Origin of the sequence: Rhizobium zaerense, assembly GCF_051810725.1 — a bacterium.
Taxonomy (GTDB): Bacteria; Pseudomonadota; Alphaproteobacteria; order Rhizobiales; family Rhizobiaceae; genus Rhizobium; species Rhizobium leguminosarum_I.
The window spans coordinates 2135712-2158122 of the sequence record NZ_CM132690.1; the positions used below are offsets into that span (position 1 = coordinate 2135712).

20 protein-coding genes are annotated in these 22411 nt (G+C 61.2%); 9 read left to right on the forward strand and 11 right to left on the reverse strand.

Annotated elements, in window-relative coordinates:
* Positions 1-13: 13 nt before the first annotated feature.
* The 3 genes from caiB to ACS4RR_RS10225 all read right to left on the reverse strand — a co-directional run bounded on the left by caiB (position 14) and on the right by ACS4RR_RS10225 (position 3207).
* Positions 14-1216, reverse strand: a complete 1203-nt coding sequence (gene caiB / locus ACS4RR_RS10215; RefSeq protein WP_456190054.1) for a succinate--glutarate CoA-transferase — start codon at positions 1214-1216, stop codon at positions 14-16.
* Between the two features lie 73 nt (positions 1217-1289).
* A complete protein-coding gene (locus ACS4RR_RS10220) occupies positions 1290-2246 on the reverse strand; it encodes a DMT family transporter (protein WP_260109079.1) in 957 nt (318 codons plus the stop codon).
* A gap of 31 nt (positions 2247-2277) precedes the next feature.
* Positions 2278-3207: an alpha/beta fold hydrolase gene (locus tag ACS4RR_RS10225; RefSeq protein WP_456190055.1), complete on the reverse strand. Its 930-nt coding sequence runs from the start codon at positions 3205-3207 to the stop codon at positions 2278-2280.
* Between the two features lie 158 nt (positions 3208-3365).
* On the opposite strand from ACS4RR_RS10225, the gene ACS4RR_RS10230 reads away from it, so the two are divergent.
* The 4 genes from ACS4RR_RS10230 (at position 3366) to metF (ending at position 7999) form a co-directional block, all read left to right on the forward strand.
* Positions 3366-4106, forward strand: a complete 741-nt coding sequence (locus ACS4RR_RS10230) for a ribonuclease T2 family protein (protein ID WP_456190056.1) — start codon at positions 3366-3368, stop codon at positions 4104-4106.
* A 98-nt stretch (positions 4107-4204) separates the two neighbouring features.
* Positions 4205-5854: an energy-dependent translational throttle protein EttA gene (ettA, locus tag ACS4RR_RS10235; RefSeq protein WP_162115944.1), complete on the forward strand. Its 1650-nt coding sequence runs from the start codon at positions 4205-4207 to the stop codon at positions 5852-5854.
* Positions 5855-6066: 212 nt separating this feature from the next.
* Positions 6067-7092, forward strand: a complete 1026-nt coding sequence (locus ACS4RR_RS10240; RefSeq protein WP_018494816.1) for an ArsR/SmtB family transcription factor — start codon at positions 6067-6069, stop codon at positions 7090-7092.
* Between the two features lies 1 nt (position 7093).
* Positions 7094-7999, forward strand: a complete 906-nt coding sequence (metF, locus tag ACS4RR_RS10245) for a methylenetetrahydrofolate reductase [NAD(P)H] (protein ID WP_017965126.1) — start codon at positions 7094-7096, stop codon at positions 7997-7999.
* Between the two features lie 479 nt (positions 8000-8478).
* Here the strand turns inward: metF and ACS4RR_RS10250 are convergent, their stop codons facing one another.
* The 5 genes from ACS4RR_RS10250 to ACS4RR_RS10270 all read right to left on the reverse strand — a co-directional run bounded on the left by ACS4RR_RS10250 (position 8479) and on the right by ACS4RR_RS10270 (position 13655).
* A complete protein-coding gene (locus ACS4RR_RS10250; RefSeq protein ID WP_162115945.1) occupies positions 8479-9384 on the reverse strand; it encodes a DMT family transporter in 906 nt (301 codons plus the stop codon).
* A 133-nt stretch (positions 9385-9517) separates the two neighbouring features.
* Positions 9518-10735, reverse strand: coding sequence for a lytic murein transglycosylase (locus tag ACS4RR_RS10255; RefSeq protein ID WP_456190057.1), 1218 nt, complete (start codon positions 10733-10735; stop codon positions 9518-9520).
* A gap of 81 nt (positions 10736-10816) precedes the next feature.
* Positions 10817-11614: a glycoside hydrolase family 25 protein gene (locus ACS4RR_RS10260; protein WP_162115947.1), complete on the reverse strand. Its 798-nt coding sequence runs from the start codon at positions 11612-11614 to the stop codon at positions 10817-10819.
* Positions 11615-11739: 125 nt separating this feature from the next.
* A complete protein-coding gene (locus ACS4RR_RS10265) occupies positions 11740-12414 on the reverse strand; it encodes a class I SAM-dependent methyltransferase (RefSeq protein WP_222279944.1) in 675 nt (224 codons plus the stop codon).
* Positions 12411-13655, reverse strand: coding sequence for a BtaA family protein (locus ACS4RR_RS10270; RefSeq protein WP_456190058.1), 1245 nt, complete (start codon positions 13653-13655; stop codon positions 12411-12413). The genes ACS4RR_RS10265 and ACS4RR_RS10270 overlap by 4 nt, the downstream gene beginning before the upstream one ends.
* 239 nt (positions 13656-13894) lie before the next feature.
* Between ACS4RR_RS10270 and ACS4RR_RS10275 the strand changes: the two genes are divergently transcribed.
* Complete coding sequence (locus ACS4RR_RS10275) at positions 13895-15325, forward strand: serine hydrolase domain-containing protein (RefSeq protein WP_456190059.1); 1431 nt, start codon at positions 13895-13897, stop codon at positions 15323-15325.
* A 29-nt stretch (positions 15326-15354) separates the two neighbouring features.
* Here ACS4RR_RS10275 and ACS4RR_RS10280 read toward each other — a convergent pair whose 3' ends face one another.
* The 3 genes from ACS4RR_RS10280 to ACS4RR_RS10290 form a co-directional block, all read right to left on the reverse strand.
* The gene (locus ACS4RR_RS10280) at positions 15355-16278 is read right to left on the reverse strand and encodes a lytic transglycosylase domain-containing protein (protein WP_222279947.1); all 924 of its coding nucleotides are present in this window, start codon (positions 16276-16278) and stop codon (positions 15355-15357) included.
* A gap of 115 nt (positions 16279-16393) precedes the next feature.
* Positions 16394-17029, reverse strand: coding sequence for a LysE family translocator (locus ACS4RR_RS10285; protein ID WP_162115951.1), 636 nt, complete (start codon positions 17027-17029; stop codon positions 16394-16396).
* Between the two features lie 57 nt (positions 17030-17086).
* Complete coding sequence (locus tag ACS4RR_RS10290; protein ID WP_222279948.1) at positions 17087-18298, reverse strand: pyrophosphate--fructose-6-phosphate 1-phosphotransferase; 1212 nt, start codon at positions 18296-18298, stop codon at positions 17087-17089.
* Between the two features lie 410 nt (positions 18299-18708).
* On the opposite strand from ACS4RR_RS10290, the gene ACS4RR_RS10295 reads away from it, so the two are divergent.
* The 4 genes from ACS4RR_RS10295 to ACS4RR_RS10310 all read left to right on the forward strand — a co-directional run bounded on the left by ACS4RR_RS10295 (position 18709) and on the right by ACS4RR_RS10310 (position 22400).
* On the forward strand, positions 18709-19416 hold the full coding sequence (locus ACS4RR_RS10295) for a J domain-containing protein (protein ID WP_222279949.1): 708 nt from the start codon (positions 18709-18711) through the stop codon (positions 19414-19416).
* Positions 19413-20174, forward strand: coding sequence for an N-acetylmuramoyl-L-alanine amidase (locus tag ACS4RR_RS10300; RefSeq protein WP_162115953.1), 762 nt, complete (start codon positions 19413-19415; stop codon positions 20172-20174). Before ACS4RR_RS10295 ends, ACS4RR_RS10300 begins: the two co-directional genes overlap by 4 nt.
* Before the next feature lie 261 nt (positions 20175-20435).
* Complete coding sequence (locus ACS4RR_RS10305; protein ID WP_222279951.1) at positions 20436-21059, forward strand: lytic transglycosylase domain-containing protein; 624 nt, start codon at positions 20436-20438, stop codon at positions 21057-21059.
* Between the two features lie 99 nt (positions 21060-21158).
* Entirely contained in the window at positions 21159-22400 is a 1242-nt protein-coding gene (locus ACS4RR_RS10310) for an NAD(P)/FAD-dependent oxidoreductase (protein ID WP_407751602.1), read from the forward strand.
* Positions 22401-22411 lie beyond the last annotated feature (11 nt).

A 22411-nucleotide genomic window follows, 5' to 3' on the forward strand; every position in this document is an offset into this window, starting at 1 on the left:
GACGATGCCTTCCTCATGACGACGCCTTTCTCTCGCGCTCGGCGAGTTCCGCCAGAATTTCTGCCTGGTGTTCGCCGAGACGCGGGCTCGGCCTGATATAATGCAGCGGCGTCTCCGACAGCACCACGGGCGTCCTGACACCGGGGATCACGGTGCCGACGCCATCCTCAAGGTTGATGCGCAGGCCGCGGGCCCGCACCTGCGGATGGGCGAACATTTCCTCGATCGTGTTGATTGCGCCTGATGGAACCGCGTTCGCTTCACAGGCCTTCAGCAGATCCGCCTTCTGCCATTTCAGCGTCTCGGTGGAGATGAGGCGGTGCACTTCGCCGCGATTGCCGACGCGCGCCTTGTTGGTGGCAAAACGCTCGTCACCGGCGATGGTCTCCAGGCCGAGGACGCTGCAGAGGCGGCGGAATTGGCCGTCATTTCCAACTGCGAGAATGAGATACCCGTCAGCCGTCGGCACGACCTCATAGGGCGAGATATTGGGATGGGCGTTGCCGAGGCGGGTCGGTGCCTCGCCGGAAACCAGGTAATTCATGTTCTGGTTGGCGAGCACGGCCGATTGCACATCGAGCAGGGCCACGTCGACCAACTGGCCTTCGCCTGACTTCAGGGCGTGGATCAGGGCGGCTTCGATCGCCGAGACGGCATAGATGCCGGTGAAGATATCGGCGATGGCAACACCTGCCTTCATTGGCTGGCCGTCCGGCTCACCGGTGATCGACATGAAGCCGGACATGCCCTGGACGATGTAGTCGTAGCCGGCGAAGCTGGCGTAAGGGCCGTTCTGCCCGAAGCCGGTGATCGAACAATAGACGAGCTTCGGGTTCGCCTTGCGCAGGCTGTCATAATCGAGCCCGTATTTGACGAGGCCGCCGACTTTGAAATTCTCGATCACCACATCGGCGGTGGAGACGAGGCGGCGGACGAGATCCTGGCCTTCGGCGCTCTTCAGGTCGGCGGTGACGGAGCGCTTGCCGCGATTGGCGGCGTGGTAATAGGCGGCCGAGAGGTTGTTGCCGTCGGCGCCCTCGACGAAAGGTGGCCCCCATTGGCGCGTATCGTCGCCGCCGTCTGGATTTTCGACCTTGATGACGTCGGCGCCGAGATCGGCGAGCATCTGTCCCGCCCAGGGGCCGGCGAGCACGCGGGCAAGCTCGATCACCCGGATGCCGGCAAGCGGCGGTTTTTTCGTCACGGTCTCCGTCATGTTCCTCCGGCAGGTTCAGAGCATAGTGCCGAAAAGTGTGAGCGGTTTTCGGAATTGTACTCTCATTCTAGATTTACGGCGTCCACGTCGCCTCTGATGTATCGGATACCGGTTTCGATGCAAAGCGCCGCTCGCGCCAGAGGATATAGAAGCCAGACGCCATGATAATTATGATGCCGAGCCATTTGAGCGCGTTCGGGAAGTCGCCGAAGACCAGCCAGGCGAAGATCGTTGCCGAGACGATCTCGAAATATTGCAGCGGCGCAAGCGTTGAAGCCGGTGCTGCGCGATAAGCATAGACGCCAAGGATGCCCGATATCGCGGCCATAGCGCCGACGCCGGCGAGATAGAACCAGGCGCGGCCTTCCGGCATGACCGGATCGAAGATGTCGGAGCCGGTTCCCCGGCTGAGATAAAGCAGGATGATGCAGAAGAGCAGGCCCCAGATGCCCATCTGGAACTGCATCGACCAGGGATCTTCCCTATGCGAGAGCACGCGGGTCATCAGCACGAAGATCGCAATACAGAAGGCGCTGACGACAGGCAGAAGAGCGATGTAGCCGACCTCTTCGAAACTCGGCTGGATGATCAGCATCGCTCCGAAGAAGCCGACGCCGCAGGCCGTGTAACGCCGCCAACCGATCATCTCCTTCAGGAAGATACCGCCGAGGATCGTCAACATGATCGGTTCGACGAAGAAGATCGCTATTGCGTCAGCGACTGCCATGTATTTCAGCGTAGTGACAAAGGAGATCATCGAGATCGTGATGATCGCGCCGCGGATCGCGTGGAACAGGCTCTGGCGCCAGGAAAAATCGGCGAAGCTGCGCCGCCACACGACGATTGGCAGCATGCAGAGCGCTTGCACGGCGAAGCGGGCGGCGGTGATTTCGGCGGACGGGACGGTGAGGATGGCAAGCTTGGCGAAGATATCGATGATCGGCGATAACATCACCGAGATAAACATCAGCGCAAGCCCCATAGTCACGTCGGAGGCGGACGAAACAGGGCGGGCGGAGGTGCTGTTCATGATGAAATCCCTGCCTCAGGATATTGGTCGCTCAGGATCCTGCGACGGCCCTGTCGCACCAGTCCGCGAAGGCTGCGATCGCCGCATCCGCACCGATCTCATTTAGTGTTTCGTGACGCATGTCCTGATATATCTCAGTGCTGATACGGGAGAAGCCTTGCCCTTTCAAATGGTTTGACAGCCAGAGCAGGGCTTTTCCACGCTCCGTCGCAGGATCCTCCCCGCCTCCGACGAGATGGATCGGCATGTCCCGCGGCAGCCGGTCGAGGTGGATTTTCTGCGGCGCGCGGAAGGTCAGCTCGAAGAGATCGAGCCAGAGAGAGACTGAGGCGTCGAAGCCGCAGAGCGGATCGGTGACATACTTGTCGACTTCATCGGGAAGACGCGACAGCCAGTCGAACTCGGTGCGGCGGCCGGGAATGGATTTGCCCCAGGTGCCGAAGGTAAGCTTCGGCAGCAGGCCGCTCGGCACGTCGGAGCCCTTCAGCATGCGCTCGGCAAGCAGGATCGCCTGGGCGGCGCGGCCGGCAAGGCCGACGGCGAAATTCGAATTCCAGATCGCGACGGCGTCGAAGTCGGCCGGAGCCGTGACGGCAGCGTTGAGGGCGATGAGGCCGCCCATCGAATGGCCGAAGAGGATCACAGGCAGGCCGGGATGGCGGGAGGCCGCATAACCGCGCATAGCGATGACGTCGCCGGCCACCTTTTCGACCCCACCCCGCCAGGCAAAGCGACCGATCGGCGCATCGGGTGCCGTCGTCTCGCCGTGGCCTCGGTGATCATGGGCATAGACGTGATAGCCGCGCGCCGCCATCGCCTCGGCAAAGGAGCGGTATCGTTTCGAATGTTCGGCCAAGCCGTGCGATATCAACAGGATGGCACGAGCTGCAGCTTCGGCCTTGGCATGGTGATAGGCCAGCGACGCCCCAGGCACGGCCAGCCTTTGCGTTTCAGCAAACATATGGATCCTCCCGGCGGCAACAGACCAGATCGCTGGGCAATTGCAACATGGGTGCTTGATTATCCGACAATAAATTGCGGCCCTGTTGCGATTCAGGGTTGCGGCCATTCGATCTTCGTGCTTATTTGTTCCTGTATTGTTCTTTTTTGGGGGTTGAAATGAGCAGCATGCAGTTGCGTACCTTGACGATTGCCTTGTCGATGGTTGTTGCCGGCGCCGCCGTGGCGCAGGAGGCTGGCGGGCGCACCCGCTTCATTCTGGCGGCGAGCTGGCAGCCGGCCTTTTGCCAGACGAACCAGAAGAAGGCCGAATGCGCAAGCCAGACCGGCGAGCGCCCCGACGCGACGAACTTCTCGTTGCACGGGCTCTGGCCGATGCGGGAGGATTATTGCGGGGTGAGCGCCGAGCAGAAGACCGCCGACAAGGATGGCGACTGGAACAAGCTGCCGGAGGTCACGCTTGCGGCCGAGACGAAGACGGCGCTGGCAAAGGCGATGCCCGGCACGGAATCCGGCCTGGAACGGCATGAATGGGTGAAGCATGGCACCTGCACGAAGATGAGCGCCGACGACTATTTCGGTGTCGGCGTGCATCTGGTGGGCGCACTGAACGCGTCGGCCGTGCGCGATCTCTTCGCTGCCAACATCGGCAAGCCGGTCAAGTCCGAAGCGATCAAGGCGGCTTTCGACAAGAGTTTCGGGCCGGGCGCCGGCGACCGCGTCAAGATGAGCTGCCGACGGGCCGGCAATGTCAGGCTGATCAGCGAGCTGACGATCGGGCTTTCGGAAGCCGCCGGGGCGGCATCGGCGAAAAGTACGGGCCTCGCCGATCTGATCCAGGGTGCGGGAAAAACGTCGTTCGGCTGCGACGAGGGCGTCGTCGACGCTGCGGGCTTTTGACCGGAAATCCTGAGTAAACCGGGTTTCGGCGTTGCCCGCAGGCGCTGTTTCGCCTACATAGCGGCACAATCGAAGTTTCCCGCCCGGAGCAGCGCAGCATGGCACGTCAGTTCATCTATCATATGTCCGGCCTTAACAAGGCCTATGGCAACAAGAAGATCCTGGAGAATATCCACCTTTCGTTCTACCCGGATGCCAAGATCGGTATCCTTGGTCCGAACGGCGCGGGTAAATCCACCGTGCTGCGCATCATCGCAGGCCAAGACAAGGAGTATACCGGCGAAGCCTGGCTCGCCGAAGGTGCGACCGTCGGCTATCTGGAGCAGGAGCCGCATCTCGATGCAAACAAGACGGTGTTCGAGAACGTCATGGAAGGCGTTGCCTCGAAGACGGCTGTCCTCGATCGCTACAATGAATTGATGATGAACTATTCCGACGAGACGGCGGAAGAGGGCGCCAAGCTTCAGGACGTCATCGATAGCCAGAACCTCTGGGATCTGGAAAGCCAGGTCGAAATGGCGATGGAAGCGCTGCGCTGCCCGCCGCGCGACGCCGATGTCACCAGCCTTTCGGGTGGTGAGCGACGCCGTGTCGCGCTCTGCCGCCTGCTGCTTTCGCAGCCGGACCTGCTGCTGCTCGACGAACCGACCAACCACCTGGACGCCGAAACCATCGCTTGGCTCGAAAAACATCTGCGCGACTATCCGGGCGCCGTGATGATGATTACCCACGATCGCTACTTCCTGGACAACGTCACCGGATGGATCCTCGAACTCGACCGCGGCCGTGGCATTCCCTACGAAGGCAACTATTCGGCCTACCTGCAGGCGAAAGCCAAGCGCATGCTGCAGGAAAGCCGCGAAGACGCATCGCGCCAGAAGGCGATCAGCCGCGAACAGGAATGGATCGCTTCCAGCCCGAAGGCCCGTCAGGCCAAGTCCAAGGCCCGTATCAAGTCCTACGAGCAGTTGGTGGATGCCGCCGAGAAGCAGCGTCCCGGCGACGCGCAGATCATCATCCCGGTCAGCGAGCGCCTCGGCCAGGTGGTCATCGAGATGGAGGGCGTCACCAAGGGCTTCGAGGGCCGCACGCTGATCAACGACCTGTCGATCAAGCTGCCGCCCGGCGGCATCGTCGGCATCATCGGCCCGAACGGCGCCGGCAAGACGACGCTATTCAGGATGATCACCGGTCAGGAAAAGCCGGATGGGGGTTCGATCCGCATCGGCGAAACCGTGCATCTCGGTTATGTCGACCAGAGCCGTGACACCCTTGCGGCCGACAAGACGGTATGGGAGGAAATTTCCGGCGGCGCCGAAATCATCAAGCTCGGCAAGTTCGACATGAACTCCCGCGCCTATTGCGGCGCCTTCAACTTCAAGGGCGGCGATCAGCAGCAGAAGGTCGGCAATCTCTCCGGTGGTCAGCGCAACCGCGTTCACCTTGCCAAGATGCTGAAGGCCGGCGGCAACGTTCTGCTGCTCGACGAACCGACCAACGACCTCGATACGGAAACGCTGGGTGCCCTTGAAAACGCGCTGGAAAACTTCGCCGGCTGCGCCATCATCATCAGCCATGATCGCATGTTCCTCGACCGGCTGGCGACGCATATTCTGGCTTTCGAAGGCGACGGCCATGTCGAATGGTTCGAAGGCAACTTCGAGGATTATGAACAGGACAAGGTTCGTCGTCTCGGCCCCGACGCCCTCAACCCGGGCAGCCAGGCCCATAAGCGTCTGACACGCTGATTTCACCCATTTTTCGTTTGTGAGAGCCCCGGTTCTGAACTGGCCCCCGAAAGTTGGACATCCAACCTCGGGGTTCAGTTCATTCGCTGGGGCTTTTTCATGTCGGGCTCTGTCGCAATCTGAGCAGGCAATTTCGTGGAGAGAGCGAATTGCTGCTTGCCACTGCTTTTCAAATCACATAAAGATATCTTTATGTCTTGATTGGATTAGAGATGAGCGAACCGTTGAAGCTTGGACTGGATGCGCTGGTGGACGTCTTGAAGGCGGCCGGCGAGCCCACGCGCCTGCGTCTTCTGGCGCTTCTTGACGGCGGCGACCTGACGGTTACCGATCTTACCGAAATTCTCGGCCAGTCCCAGCCGCGCATCTCCCGCCATCTGAAGCTGCTCGGCGAAGCCGAACTGATCGAACGATATCAGGAGGGCGCTTGGGCCTATTTCCGTCTGAAGCAGGATGGCAAGGCGGCCATGCTGGTGCGGGCCCTGCTCAAGCATGTCTCCGAGAACGATCCGACCATCCTTCGCGATGGCGAGCGGCTGTCGCAAGTCAAGCGTCAGCGCGCCGAGCGGGCGCAGGCCTATTTCAGCCGCAACGCGGCCGAATGGGACGAGCTTCGCCGCCTGCATGCGGCTGATGAGGAGGTCGACGCTGCCGTCATCCGGCTGCTCGGTAACCAGCCGATCGATTCTCTGCTTGATCTCGGCACCGGCACCGGCCGCATCCTCGAGCTTCTGTCCGGCCTCTACCGCCGGGCGATCGGCGTCGATGCCAGCCGTGACATGCTGAGCGTGGCGCGCGCCAATCTCGACAAGTCCCGCATCACCAAGGCCACCGTGCGCCACGCCGATATCCTGAACCTGCCGTTCGAGGGACAGGATTTCGACTTGGTGACGATCCATCAGGTGCTGCATTTCTTCGATCAGCCGGAAATTGCGATCGCGGAAGCGGCGCGCATGCTCCGGCCGGGCGGTCGGCTCGTGGTCATCGACCTGGCGCCGCACACGCTCGAATATCTCCGCGACGAGCATGCGCATGTCCGTCTCGGCTTTTCGCACCAGGCGATGTCCGACTGGCTGCGCAAGGCCGGGCTCGACGTCGAGCAGGCCGTCGATCTTCATCCGGGTCAGCAAAGCGGGCAAGGCTTGACGGTCACCGTCTGGCTCGCGCGCGATCCGAGGCGCCTGATGGCTTCGCAGACGAGCGAGGGCGCTGAACCTACATTTGCCGGGAGGGTATGACATGGCTTTGAAAAACGAAGCACGCGGCCGCAACGACATTAGAGTCTCTTTCGAATTCTTTCCGCCCAAATCGGAGGAGATGGAAGGCCAGCTCTGGCACGCCGTCGGCCAGTTGCAGGACTGGGACCCGGATTTCGTGTCGGTGACCTATGGCGCCGGCGGCACCACCAAAGCGCCGACACTTTCCACCGTCACGCGGTTCCTGTCGCAGACGCCGCTTGCCACTGCTTCGCATCTCACTTGCGTCGGTGCGACGAAGGAAGAGACGCACCAGGTGGTCGACACCTTCCGCAAAGCCGGCGTGACGCATTTCGTGGCGCTGCGCGGCGATGCGCCAGGCGGCGCCGGCGCGCCCTACCAGCCGCATCCAGGCGGTTATGCCAATGCCGCGGAGCTGGTGGCCGGCCTCAAGGAAATTGGCGATTTCGAGATTTCGGTCTCCGCCTATCCGGAAAAACACCCGGAGAGCCGCGATACGGCGGCCGATATCGACATGCTGAAGCGCAAGGCCGACAATGGCGCCGACCGGGCACTGACGCAATTCTTCTTCGACAACGACAATTTCGAGCGCTACCTGGAACGGGTGCGCGGCGCCGGCATCTCGATCCCCGTTGTGCCCGGCATCATGCCGATCCAGAACCTGACGCAGCTGAAACGCTTCGCCGGGGCCTGCGGCACAATCATCCCCGCCTTCCTCGACGAACGCTTTGCAGGATTCGACGACAAGCCCGAGGAGCGGGCGAAGGTCGCCGCCGAGGTCGCCGCCGAACAGATCGAGGATCTCGTCCGGCGTGGCATCCATGATTTCCATCTCTATACGATGAACCGCGCGCCGCTGGTTTCCGCCGTGCTCGACAATCTCGGCCTCTCCCGCCCGGCGGCAAAAAGTGCGGGCGCAGCCGCCTGATCTTTGCGCGTCTGAAAGACGCGCGGCGCTGTAGAAGTGAAAAGCGCATGTCGGGCGGGACATGCGCTTTTTCGTTGGCGGATTGATCAGCTATTCAGGAGTTCAGGCACTATCAGTCGTCACACCTTCGCCGGCCGGCTCAGATGAAGAGCATGGACAAGACGAAAGCAAACGCAGCACTGACCAACAGAACATTCAAGGATTGCGTGAGTCCCATGTCTGTCTCCTCGCGTTAACCGGCCGATAATATGTCTGAAATATGTCGGTTGGGAAGCAGATCTTATGCTGCGCTGCAGAACGGTTCGGTGGATAAGTCGAATGGTGCTCTTGCAAACCTTTGAAATAAATAGATAATTTTCAACAGTTTTTTGTTCACACAATTTAACATGCCGTTAAATCAGGCGATTGTGGATTTACCTATGCGTCTAAAACATGGCGGATCGGCAACCGGTTGAAAACATACGAAATTCGCAACCGGTTCAAACAGCTTTCGCCAGCAGGCGATAGGCGCGGCCATCGAGAATGATGAGGCCGAAACCGATCAGCGCCATGCCGGCCAATTCGCCAAGTGCGAGCCTTTCGCCGAGGAAAAGCACGCCGAGAAGAATGGCGCTCGGCGGCACCAGCAGCGTGACGAGCGAGGCGTTGGTGGCGCCGGCGGTCGCCATGATCCGGAAATAGAGGATGTAGCCGAAGGCCGTCGACAGTAGCGCCAGCGCCAGGATGGCCAGGAGCGCATCCAGCGGCGGTGCGGCAAGCGCCCAGGGACGATCGGTCAGCAGCGACAGCGGCAGCGCAATCAGCGAGGAGGCGGTCAACTGGCCGGCTGCGGTGACAGGGGCAGGAACATCCTTGAAGCGTTTGCCGTAAGTGGCGGCGAAGCCATAGGAGATGGCGGCAAGCACGGGAAGAAGCAGTGCCCAGAGCGGGGCTTCACCGCCGGCCGACATGCCGGGTCCGATCAGCACGATCGTTCCGATCAGGCCAACGAGGCAGCCGGCGATCTTTGCCGGCGACAGCTTCTCGTCTGAGGTGAAGTAGTTGGCGATCAGCACGGTCCAGATCGGTGTCGTTGCATTCAGGATCGCCGCAAGACCGGCGCCGATGCGGGTCTGGCCGAAGAAGATCAGCGCGTGCGGCAGGGCATTGTTGATGAGCCCGAGGATCAGGAATTCGCGCCAGCGGGCCTTGAGGATCGCATAGAAGTCGAAACGGCCGGCGATATAGATATGCAGCGCCAGCGCCGCGAGCAGCAGCCTGAAGAAGACGAGGGTCAGCGGCGGCACATGCTGGACGGCGATGCGGGCAAAGAAGAAGGAGCCGCCCCAGATCAGGCCGAGCAGGACCAGCAGGCCCCAGGTCCAAGCATTCATCCTGCTGTCCACGTCGCTTCCTCCACCGTGAGCCGCTCGTCTTGCCGAAAGCCGGCACCGGATTTCGACTTGATCCTTTAGCGCAAGCAGCGGATCGCGCCACCCGTTTCTTGCGAAGCGGGCGGCGGTAAAAAGTCAGCGGAGATCAGAGAGCGTTGAGAAGGGCAGGCGTCGCCCAGCCATCGGCGGGCATGCCGAGGCGCTGCTGTTCCTTCTGGATCGCGACACGCGTGCCGGAGCCGAGGATGCCGTCGATCTCGCCGACATCATGGCCAAGCGACTGCAGCTTGGTCTGCAGCGCCTTCATCTGGTCGCTGGCGAGCCCCTGTTCCGGCACGCCCTTGAGATAGGGCTCGGCGCCCGAAAGGCGCGTCCCGAAATAGGCAGCCGAGGTCGTGTAGATGAACGACTTGTTCCATTCGAGATAGATCTTGAAATTGGGATAGGCGATGAAGGCCGGCCCCATGCGGCCCTGCGGCAGAACGAGGTCGCCTTCGAGGTTGCCGAATGCGGTATTGCCGTCACGCGGCTTGACACCGAGCGCGAACCACTCTCCCGCTTTCATCGTGCCGCCGAGGCCGGATTTTTCCCAGGGCAGATTATCGGGCAGAGTCACTTCCTGCAGCCAGGGCTGGCCGCGCTCGAAGCCGAGATGCTGGATGAATTTCGCCGCCGTCAGGATGGCATCCGGGCTGCTTTGCTTCAGGCGGATATGACCATCACCGTCGCCATCCATGCCATAGACAACGATGTCGCGCGGCAGCATCTGCACCTGGCCGATCTCGCCGGCCCAGGCGCCGGTATTGGTGGCGGGGTCGAGGTCGCCGTGCTGAACCATCTCGACAAGGGCGATCAGTTGCGGGCGGAAGAGTTCCGGGCGGCGGCAGTCATGCGACAGCGTCACCAGGGCGTTGCGGGTGTTGAAATCGCCCTGGACGGCGCCGAAATCGGTTTCCATCGCCCAGAAGGCGGTGATGACGCCCGGCGGGACGCCGAACTCCTGCTCGGCGCGGGCAAAGACGTCGGCATATTGCTTCATCTTCTGGCGGCCGATGTCGAGGCGGGCCTGGCTGACGGTGCGCTGGGAGAATTCGAGGAAGGTCTGCTTGAAGACGCCCTGAGCGCGATCACGGCTCAGGACCTTGGGGTCGATCTCGGCGCCGGCGAAGGCCTCGTCGGCGGCTGCCGCACTTGCGCCGGCTGCGACCGCATCTTTCTTGACGCCATCGAGGAAGGCTGACAGATCGTCGCCGCAGGGCGCTGCCGGGGCTGCGTCTGGCGCCTGCTGGGCGGCCGCGCCGCCTGCGAGGGCGAGGGCAAACAGAAGAGCGAGTGCAGAGCGGCTTGCGAGCGAGCGGTGCATGGATGCGGTCCTTATATCAAACAGATTGCCGTCGCTTTCACAGACGAATGTGACGGAAGCAAGAAACATCGCAAGACGTTACTAAGAATTTCTATCCTTGGAAACGGCCGCGACCCAATTGTTCCAGTTCTTTGCGCTGCCGGCGAAGACATTGATATCTGTGGGACCATTGATGCCGGGAATAACGCCGGTCGAGGTATATTGCCAGAAGGCCCAGCGGCGGTCGGAGTAGGTCACCTCGGGATGTTTTGCGACTGAACGGACCCAGAAATGATAATCCTGGAAGTAGCCGGCGAGATTGTCGCGATGGAAATCCACCGAGGTATAGATGATCGGGCGCTTGCCGTAATAGGCCTCCAGCCGATCCATGAAACGCTGCATTGCGGCACGCACCGTTTCAGCGTCGGGGCGGTAGCGGCAAGTCTTCGATTCGGCGTTCCATTCGACGTCAAGCACCGGCGGCAGGCGCATGGCCTCCTTCGGCACATTGCGGATGAACCAGTCGGCCTGCTCGTCGGCGGAGGAGCAGAAATAATAGAAATGATAGGGAGCGTGCGGGATGCCGGCGGCGCGGGCCTCGCGCCAGTATTCGTCGAAGCGCGGATCGACCCTGTCCTTGCCTTCCGTCGCCTTGATGAAGGCAAAGGCCACTCCGGAATTCTTCACCGTGCCCCAGTCGATATCGCCCTGCCATTTGGAGATGTCGATGCCGTGGATCGCGTTCTCCTGCGGATGCTTCGCCCCGAAATCCTGCGGATCGGTATCCTTGAAGCGTGTCTTCGGTTTGATCGACGCCGTTTCGAGATAGTCATGACCGGAAGAGCTGCAGCCGGCCAGCAGGATGGCCAGGGGCAAAACGCAAAACAAAAACCGGCGCATGGGCGTCCTGTCGTAACTCGAATGATCTCTTTGCCCCACAGCCTGACCTTCGAAGATGACGAGCCAGCAGAGGATAATCCTCTTTTCACCATATCAACGTAAAAAATCGGTTAGTTTCAAGCGAATTATAAGCGCTTGCTGATAATGGCAGCCCGCCAGGCATAACCGCCGCCGACGGTATCGAACAACAATATCGCGTTGTTTTCATGGGCTTGCGCTTCCAGAACCTCACGCAGATCGGCGCGCGGGGTGACGTGGAATTTCGCAAGCCAGGACTGCAGCATGCGCCGGAACCAGCCCGGCAAACCTTCTTGCTGGCCGAAATCGACGATGTGCAGCTGGCCGCCGGGATTGAGCGCGGCGATCGATGCATCGACGGCGCGCTCCCAGTCCGGGATCATCGACAAGGCATAGGAAATGAGGATGCGGTCGAAGCCGCTGACGCCGAATTCGCGCGGTGTGAACGCCGTGGCATCGGCGATGCGGAATTCCGGGATCGTCGCCTTGGTGGCGAAGGTCCTGCGCGCCGAAATCAGCATTTCCTGTGAAATGTCGAGGCCGAACAGTTTGGCGGTCGGGAAATGCCTGTGGGCGAAGGCCATGTTGCGCCCGGTGCCGCAGCCGACTTCAAGCAGAGTGCCGCCTTCGGGCACGTCGAGATGGCGGATCGTGCTGTCGCGGCCGAGAAGGTAATATTTGCGGGTCAGGTCGTAGATATGCCGCTGGTAGCGGTACATGCCATCCATCAGGCTGGCATGTTCATTGCTCTTTCCCGCCGCCTCAGTGCCGACCTTGCTCACGCCTTCTTCCCGTAAATGTGGAAGCCGCCGTAGATTGCCGAACGATCGAGCGCGGTCAGTTCACGCGACTTCTCCTCGAAGTAATCCCACTGGTCGCGGATCACAGGCGCCAGGCGGCCTTCGATAATGCTTTTTTCTGCGGCGGTGCGGAAGATCACGCGGGCGCCTTCGCGCGCCGTGCGGGTGATTTCAGTCCAGACGTCGTTCAGTTGCTCGTCGGTCATCCAGTCCTGTGCGTCGAGCAGGATGTAGCGGTCGCGCGAGGCGGCCGGCTCGCGAGCGAGAAGCTCGGTAAAGCTTGCGTGGTGGACGTTGACGCGGTCGACGTTGGCACGGATCACCTCATAGTGCTCCGACTTCAGATAGGTCGGCAGCGGGCCTTCCGCTTCGGTGCCGTAGCGGCGGCCGAAGGCCTGCCAGGCGAAATAGTTGTCGCTCATCGGGAAATGACAGGCGAGCTTTTCCAGGCGGTGCTTCAAAACCGGCGCGATCGAATGATCGGCCGCAAGGCTTGCGAGCTCGTCATATTGCTGCGGCGGAATGCCGAGGCCGAAGAGCGAGCTCTTGCGACCGGTGATCCAGCGCACGACCGGCTTTTCGAAGAGCGGCGCGATCTGCTCGTCGAAGAACTGGCGCTGCTCGCGGATCGAGCGGGTCTTGGTCATCTCGCGCAGCTTGACGCCATGCAGGCGGGCAAGAAGATGGGCCGCGCCGATGAAGCGGCCGAGCAGACCGGTTTCGTAGATGTTGCGGTCGAAGACGGTGACACGGCGGCGGCCGAATTTGCGGCCGTTCCAGTAGCTGCGGGTCGCCTCATCGAGGCGGGCGGCGAGATGCTGGTCGTAGGCGCGGCTGTTCGACTTCTCGTTCGGCATCGCCAGGAAGCGGACGAGATCGGCATGGCCGGGAAGGTGTTTGAAGGCGGCAAGCTTCAGGCGGTTCAGGGCGATGTGATGCGGGTTGAGATCGACGACGTCGATTGAGGCCGGCGCCTCGGAGAGATAGGCGAGCATGTTGCAGCCGCCAGAACCGATGGTGACGATGCGATGGTTGGGCTTCAGCTCCATCGCCTGCATGTCGAGATCCGGATCCTCCCAGATCTGCGGATAGACGAGGCCGGAAAAGAGAAGGCCGAAGAGACGCTCGGAAAAGCCATCCTTCGAAAAAGCCTTGTGGCGGAGAAGGGCGTCCTTGAGTTTCCGGTTCTTGCGGAAGCCGGCATCCGGTGCAAATTCTGACATGAGTCTGTCACCTTTTTAGCGTTCAGGGCGTGTAACGCGCCTCTGCTACAGTTTGATGACGCGGGCTGTGGGGCACCGTTCTTCGGAGACTTCGACCTCCTTGGGAGAGCGATCGTTTGCTCTCGCGAAAATCGATTGCCCGCACTCCTGGGAAAGTGATCGCAATGACGAGCCTTCTTCGTTCCGGCCCCTTTCCGGCGCGTGCGATTCCTGCTTCTCTCCCGGCAGGGAGGAATGCCATGCGATTTGCCCTGCGTATCCTGAAGGCGCTCGCTCTCCTTCTCGTTCTCGTCGTCATCGCTGCTGCCGCCTGGCTCTTCATCCGGCCGCCGGAATTGCTGCGCGTCGGCGACGGTTATGCCGCCAAGATCGTCTGTTCCAACGTCTTCATTGCTGGCCGAGAGGCTGAGGATGTGCTCCATGACGATGTCCAGGCGCCCGGAAATCCGTTGCTGCGGCTGGTGCGCGTCAGCGTCGACCGCGACAACGACCGTGTGACGGCGCGCTTCATGGGGCTGTTTGCGCCGAGTTATGCGCTCTATCGCGGCGCTTTCGGCTGCACGAGCGTGCCGGACGGCAATTTCGAGGCGGCGGCGAATGCGGTGCCCTTCGATCCGCCGGCCAAGGTGCAGGCGAACGATGCATTATGGCCGGAGGGTGAGGGCACCGGCGATCGGCAGGACGGAAAGATCGCCGCGCTGCTTGCCGATACCGGAGTTGCCGGCCCGGCAATGCGGGCGATCGTGGTGGTGCGCGATGGCCGCATCGTCACTGAGGCCTATGGCCCCGGCTTCTCGGCGAAGACGCCGCTGATCGGCTGGTCGATGACGAAGACGGTGAATGCGACGATCCTCGGCCGGCTGATGCTCGGGGGCAAGATCTCCTTCGACGATGATAAGCTGCTGGCGCAGTGGAAGAACGATGCGCGCGCCAGGATCAAGGTTTCCGACCTGCTTGGCATGGAGAGCGGCCTTGCCTTCAATGAGGACTATGGCGACGTCGCCGATGTGACGCGCATGCTCTACCTCAATCCCGACATGGTATCGCTGCCGGCCAATGCGCCGATGGAGGCCGCACCCGGTCAACGCTTCCGCTATTCGAGTGGCACGGCCGTGCTGCTGTCGCGCATCTGGATGGACAGGGTCGGCAATACTCAGGCGGCCTTTTCTTATCCGCACGATGCGTTGTTTTCGCCGCTCGGCATGACGAGCGCCGTGTTCGAGCTCGATGCGCGCGGCACCTTTGCCGGAAGCTCCTATCTCTATGCGACGGCGCATGACTGGGCGCGCTTCGGGCAGTTCCTGCTCCAGGACGGCGTCTGGAATGGCCAGCGGCTGTTGCCGGAGGGTTTCGTCGGCGCCATGCGCACTCCGACGGCGGCTTCGAACGGGCGGTATACGCAAGGTCAGGCTTGGCTGGCTGGCCCCGGCGACAACTCGAGCGCTGAGGCCGGGCTGCCGGAGGATACGTTCTGGCTGACGGGACATGACGGGCAGAGCATGGCGATCGTCCCCTCCGCCAATCTGGTGGTCGTCAGACTTGGCCTGACGCCGAGCCGGCTCAACTATCAGCCGCAGGTGCTGCTGAAGGCGATCCTGGCGGCCCTGCCGCAATCGGGGGCGCCGCAGCAGCAGGCCGGATCGCAACGACAAGCTCAGCCACTGCCATAGGCAAGGGCTTCAGCCGTTATCTCCAGATTTCAATAATTTCCTTGGGCGATGTCGGTCATGCCCTTGCGCTTGGCGTCGTAATAATAGCCGCGCGCATACAGGCGGACGGCATCGTCTTCCTTATTGTCGGAGACGAGCCAGGCGCCGCGCAGATATTTCGCGGCATATTTGATGTTGGTCTCGGCATCAAAGAGGCCACCCGGGGCACCGTCATAACCCATGGACTTGGCGGTGTTGTACTTGATCTGCATGAGGCCGAAATAGCCGCGCTTGTTGTAGGCCTTCGGATTATAGCGGCTCTCGCGATGGACGATGCGGTGGAGCAGCGTCTCGGGAATTTCGTAGAGCTTCGAATATTTGGCAATGAGCTTGGTGACGAAGCTCTTCTCGACCGTCGGCGCATCGTCTTTGTCGTCATCGCTGAACATCGGTGGCGCCGTCGGCGGATCGATCGGCCCGGATTCGTCGAAACCGTAGTCCATGCTGGCGCGCGGCGTGGTGTCGACTGCGGCCAGTGCTGCAAGCGCGCTGTTCTGCGGTGTGGCGGCAAAGGCAAGCTGCGTCGTCGGCTGTGCCGGCGTTCCCGGACGCGGCGTCGGCACGACGGACTGGATCGCCGTCATCTCGGGCGTCAGCGGGATCTGCGCATAGGCTGCCGGCGGCATTGTAAGATCGCCAGGCTGAGAAGCTGTCACGGCCGGCATCGCCGTTGCGGTCAGGGAGGAGGGTGATGCCTGGGGAATGGTGGCGTCGGCCACGGCTGCACCTTCGGCTGTCGGGATCGCGGCGAGTGTTGCATCTTCGCCGGGTTTCGGCATCGGCACGACGGTCTGGACAGCGGTCAGTTCGGTCTGGGACGTGTATTCGACGCTCGCACATCCCGTCATCATGCCGCAGAGTATCGTGGAAACGACAAGACTGCGTTTCAGGCCGCATAATCCGATCGCTACCATTCCGCCACTTTCGTGAAATCGCGCCGCCCCGGCAGCGTATAAAAGTTACCAAAAACCTTAAGCCCTGGTGACCCCATTAACCTATTCGTGACATTCCGGCAACCACGGAATATTTCTAGGCTGCAATACGGCGATATCCGGCCGTTACGGCACCTGCAGCGATCAGCAGAGTGCCTCCGGTGCGGTTTACGGCGCGCTGGATGCTCGCCTTGCGAATCAATCCGCGCGCGGTATGGGCGAGAAAAGCGTAGGTGGAGGCGTTGAGGATCGCCAGTACAAGGAAGGTCGCTTCCATGATCGCCATCTGCCCGACAAAGGGCAGGGCCGGATTGAGGAACTGCGGCACGAAGGCGACGAAGAAGATGATGCTCTTCGGATTGAGGGCGGTGACGACATAGGCGTGGAAGAAGATCTTGAGCGACTTCTCCTCCGGCAGATTGTCGTTGTCGGCAACCGGTTCGCCGATGATGGGAGCCCGCCAGAGCTTGATTCCCAGCCAGATCAGGTAGGCGCCGCCGATCCACTTCAAGACGGTGAAGAGGGTCGCGGAGGCGGCCAGAACGGCGCCGAGACCGAAGAGAGAAGCCGTCATCGCCGTGAAGTCACCAAGCGCCACGCCGCTCACCGTCGCAAACGCCGTCCTGCGTCCATGACCGAGCGCATAGGAAACGACGAGCAGTATCGTCGGTCCCGGTATGGCCAGCATGATGGCGGATGCAGCCGCAAAAGCGAGCCAAGCTTCAAGTGACATGGTGTCTCCTCCTATTCCTCGGGAATAAGCAAAGACATCATATTAACCATCCGTCAATCACGCTTCTTTGTATTTCTGGCCTATATTGTCCATGACTTCGGCAAACCATCCCGTCGAAAGATCAAAAGTCTTGCCGCCCTTGATGCGCGGGAATTCTATAGTGCGCAATTTACCGTTCTGGCCTTCGTCGTGGCCGGTGACGCCGGAGATTTTATTGAGAGCGCTTTCGACGGCGAGATCGACCATGCTCTGGATCAGCCTGAGGTCGTCGCCGTTGGCAGGCGCGGAGCGAGCGAAATAGCCCGATTTCTGCACGAGGGAACGCTCGGCGTTCAAGAGATTGGCGAACTGCTTCTGGAACCAGGCGCCGACATTGATCGTGTCGATCTTCACATGGCCAAAGGCGTCGCGCTTGACGGTCTCGCCGGCGGCTTCGCGCTCGGCGACGATGGCGTCGAGGCAGGCGCCTTCCGAGACGAAGACGGTAGCGTGGCCGTTGCGGTCCATGCTCTCCTTCAGACGGGCGGCCTCAGCGTCGAGGTCGAAGGCCATCTCAGGAAGGTAGACGGCGTCGATGCTCTTCAGATGTGCGTTCATCATCAGGCCATCGACATACTGGTTGCCGCTGGTGCGCTGGAGATAGGCGCGAGCGGTGGCGGCCGTCAGCCAGCCAGAATGGCGGCCCATCACCTCGTGGATGACGAGAGTGCGCGGCGCGGCCGTCTGCTCGTTGCCGACATTGTCGAAGAAATGCGCGCCAACTTCGGCGGCCGTCCAGGCGCCGAGCGACCGGCGGATCGGTACGACGTCATTGTCGACAGTCTTCGGCAGGCCGACGACGGTCAGATCGTAGCCGTTGGCGGCGAGGTAGGCCGCAAGGTCGGCGGCCGTGGTGTTCGTGTCGTCGCCGCCGATCGTGTGGAGAATGGTGATGCCGTCATTGGCAAGGCGTTCGGCGGCGACCCGCAGCGGGTTCTCGCCTTCCTTGACCAGGCCGCGCTTGACGCAGTCGGCGGCATTGGTGAGCTTGACGCGGCTATTGCCGATCGGCGAGCCGCCGTAGCGGTGCAGCAGCGGCGCTTTTTCGCGCATCTCGCGGGTGATCTCGAGGCTGTCGCCGATGAGCACACCCTGGTAGCCCGACTTGTAAGCGACAATATCGAGATCGGGCGCGACGTCGCTGTAGCGTTCGATGAGGCCACCGACAGCGGAAGAGAGACAGGGCGCCAGGCCTCCGGCGGTCAGCATTGCGACTTTCTGCTTGGCCATGATCCCTCCTATGGCGTTTCGGTGCGGCGGCGTTACCTAGCGCATGGATGCGGCAGGGAAAGGGGCCTGTAAAGTAAAGAATTTACGAAAAACGCGCCTTTCTGCCGCGTTGGACTGCAAAGGCGACTGGAAGTGCGATATAATCGTTTCAAGCCCGATCTGCTCGCCGAGAACTGTTGTGGAAATTTCCGTCGCGCGCACCGGAGCCCACGTGCCGGGCGGGTGCCGGCGACTGCCGGTCAGTCGCCTGATACGAGATGAAGCGGGCGCGATGAAACGTTTGCTGCGGTGCGACAATTACCAAATCGTGAAAACTGTGTTCGGCCCTACGACCAATAGTCGCCTTGCAAAGGCTGCGATTCTTTGGTCAAGCTGTTTGCCTATAAGTTGACAAGTGTGTGAGATTTTCGATGTCCTTCTGGGAAAAACTGTTGAATGCCATTGGCAATACTGCAGGCAATGCGCTGTCTGCGGTGGTCGAGGCTATCCGCACGGTTTTCGAAGGCGATCCCGAGACCCGGCGTAAGGTGGCTTTCTCCGTGGCGATCATCGCGCTGTCGGCCAAGATGGCCAAGGCCGACGGCATCGTTAGCGAGAAGGAGGTCGAAGCCTTTCGCGAAATCTTCGAATTCCCGCAGGATCAGGCAAAGAACGTCGCCAGGCTTTATAACCTCGCGCGCCAAGACGTTGCCGGCTACGAAGCCTATGCCGAACGACTCTCCACGCTGTGCGTCACCTGTGCGGCCAATTGCACGGTGCTGGAAGACGTGCTCGACGGCCTCTTCCACATCGCCAAGGCCGACGGGCTGATCCACGAGAAGGAACTGAATTTTCTGCGCCATATCGGTGAGATCTTCCAGATGAGCGAGACCCGCTTCGAGCAGATTGCCGCCCGCCACGTCTCGTCCGGCGGCGATCCCTACAAGGTGCTCGGCGTCTCGCCTTCGGATGATTTCCCGTCCATCCGCCGCCGTTACTACGGCCTCGTCAGCGAACATCATCCCGATCGGCTGATCTCGCGTGGCGTGCCGAAGGAATTCCATGTGATCGCCAATGAGCGCATGGCGGCGCTGAACGCGGCCTATGAGGCGATCGAGAAGGAACGCCGCGCCGCATGACCTCTTTCGAGGCCGACTGCAGAAGCGCCCGCGTGCAGCCTTCGCCGAACCATGGCGAACGGGCGGATGGGCGCCGTCCCGACATGATCCTGCTGCACTATACCGGCATGCCGACGGCAGATGGTGCGCTCGACTGGCTCTGTCGCGCCGAGAGCCAGGTTTCCAGCCATTATTTCGTGCATGAGAACGGCGAGGTGGTGCAGCTCGTGCCGGAAATGCAACGTGCCTGGCATGCGGGAAAAAGCAGTTGGCACGGCGAGACCGATATCAATTCGCTGTCGATCGGCATCGAGATCGCCAATGCCGGCCATCCCGGCGGGCTCCCTGATTATCCGAAAGAGCAGATCGCCGCGGTGATCGAATTGTGTCGCGACTGTGTCAAACGTTGGTCGATCGTGCCGGAACGGGTGCTCGGGCATTCCGATGTCGCCCCGATCCGCAAGGTCGATCCGGGTGAGAAATTCCCCTGGGCCGAGCTCCACCGGGCAGGCATCGGCCACTGGGTCGAGCCGGCAACGATCACCGGTGGGCGCTTCTTCCAGCGCGGCGATACCGGCCAACCTGTGGAAGCGCTGCAATCGATGCTGTCTCTTTATGGTTACAGCACTGAAATCACGGGTGAATTCTCCGAAAAAACGGCAGGCGACGTGGAAGCTTTCCAGCGCCATTTCCGGCCCGAACGGGTGGATGGCATTGCCGATTTCTCGACGATCGACACGCTGCACCGGTTGCTGTCGGCGTTGCCGCATTATTCCTGACCGGAAGAGCCGGATATCAGGACGGTTTTTTGGCGACCGGCGAGAAAACCGCCTCGCCACATCATTTCCCTATTATCTCCGCATTACGATGGTCTAAGAACGCCGCTAAGCGGTGCCGGGGGTTTTTTTCAAGTTAAACCACGGGCGCTATATGAAACGATAAGAATTACCGCGAATCCAGATCCATCCTTGATCTGGTATTCATTATGACAGCGAGGCGCGCCGTCCGGAAATTCTTTGGGTCGGAGTGTTCAAGACTACATGAGAAAACTGATTGTTGTTGCTGCAACATGCGTTGGCATGGTGCTGGCGGGAAATAGCTTTGCCTTTGCGAATGGTTGGGGTGTGCGAGCCGATGCGCCGGTGAAGAAAGTCGAGCGTCCTTCGAAGAAGACAGAGCGTCCGTTGAAAAAAGCGGAGCGTTCGGTCAAGCCCGCGAAGCGTCCGCTCAAGACGGCGGAACGCCCGCTGAAGACGGTCGAGCGCCAGAGCGGCTATCCCGTCGCCGATGTTTCCGGCAATTTCTATTCCGCACTGATCAGCAAATATGCGAACCAATATAATGTACCGGTTGCGCTTGCGACCGCGGTCATCCGCATCGAAAGCAATTTCAATCCGAATGCGCGCGGCAGCCACGGTGAGATCGGCCTCATGCAGATAAAGCCTGCCACTGCCCGCATGATGGGCTATTCTGGCAGCGCCAAGGGCTTGTTCGACCCGGAAACCAACATCAAGTATGGCATGAAATATCTGGCTGCCGCCCATGATCTCGGTGGTGGCGAGACCTGCAACACCATCCTAAAATACAATGCCGGTCATGCCGCCACGCGCATGAACCCGGTGTCGAAGACCTATTGCGGCAAGGTCCTAGCGATGCTCGACTGAGCATAGCCAGTCGCGTCGGGACGAAATTCCCTTGCGGCATTTTTACGGATATGAATCAGCACGCTTGCCGTGATATCCCGCCTTGAAACGAGGTGGGATATGGCAGTCGATTTCAGGTTCATCATCATCGGATGCGGCATGATGGGTGCCGCCGCCGCACGGCATCTCTCCTCGATGGCCGACGGCATCGCGCTGATCGGCCCGCGTGAGCCGGACCAGCGCAAGGCCCATCACGGCGTCTTCGCCAGCCACTACGACGAAGCGCGCATCACCCGCACTTTCGACGGCAATCTTGCCTGGGGAACCTTCGCCGCCCGCGCGCTCGACCGCTACGGCGAGATCGAGGCAAGGAGCGGCATTTCCTTCCATTCGGAGGTCGGTTGCCTCTTTGCCGGTCCGACCCCGACGGACGAGCAGGACTATATCAACCGGGCACTGGCCGTCAGCCGGTCGCTCGGCAGCGATATCGAGACCATCACACCGCCGGAGCTTCCCCAACGTTTTCCCTATCTTGCCTTTGACCCTGATTTCAGCGGATATTTCGAGCGTAAGCGCGCCGGCCACATCAATCCGCGGGCGCTGGTGCGGGCGCAGATCAAGCTTGCCGAACAGGGTGGTGTCTCGCTTATCGAGGCAACCGCGACATCCGTGCACGACGCCGGTTCCCATGTCGAGGTGACGGCCGGCGGCAGAAGTTACAGCGCCGAACGTGTGCTGGTCGCCGCCGGCGGTTTCGGCAATTTCCATGCCCTGCTGCCGCGTCCCGTCGATACCAGGGTTATGGCGCGCACCGTCGCTTTCTACGAAATCGGCGAGCGCGAGATGGCGATTTTCGGCGATATGCCGTCGACGATCGTGCTCGGTGACCGGGAAGAGGATCACATCTATATCCTGCCGCCGGTGCGTTATCCCGACGGCAAGACCTATCTGAAACTCGGTGGCGACACCGAGCCGCTTTGCTTCGAGAGGTTGGAGGATGCCGGCGCGTGGTTCCGTTCCGACGGCAGTGCTGCCGAGCGCGATCATCTCTCGCGTATTGCCTTGCAGCTGATGCCGGAGCTTGCCGGCTGCCGCGTGACTTCGGCGCCCTGCGTGGCCAATTTCACGCCGACCGGTTATCCCTATGCCGGATTTACGCAGTCGCCACGCGTCGCTGTGCTGACTGGGGGCAATTTCGTCGCGGCCAAGTCCTCCGACGAACTCGGGCGGCTGGGAGCGGTACTTCTGGCGGAAGGACGGCTCGGCGATCAGGATTTCGGCGGCGAACTGACGCCGGTCTTCGCAGCAATTCAAGATGATGCAGCGTCCTTTGCGGGTCTGAAAAGACAGGCGGCGTCGTAGAGACGAAAAGC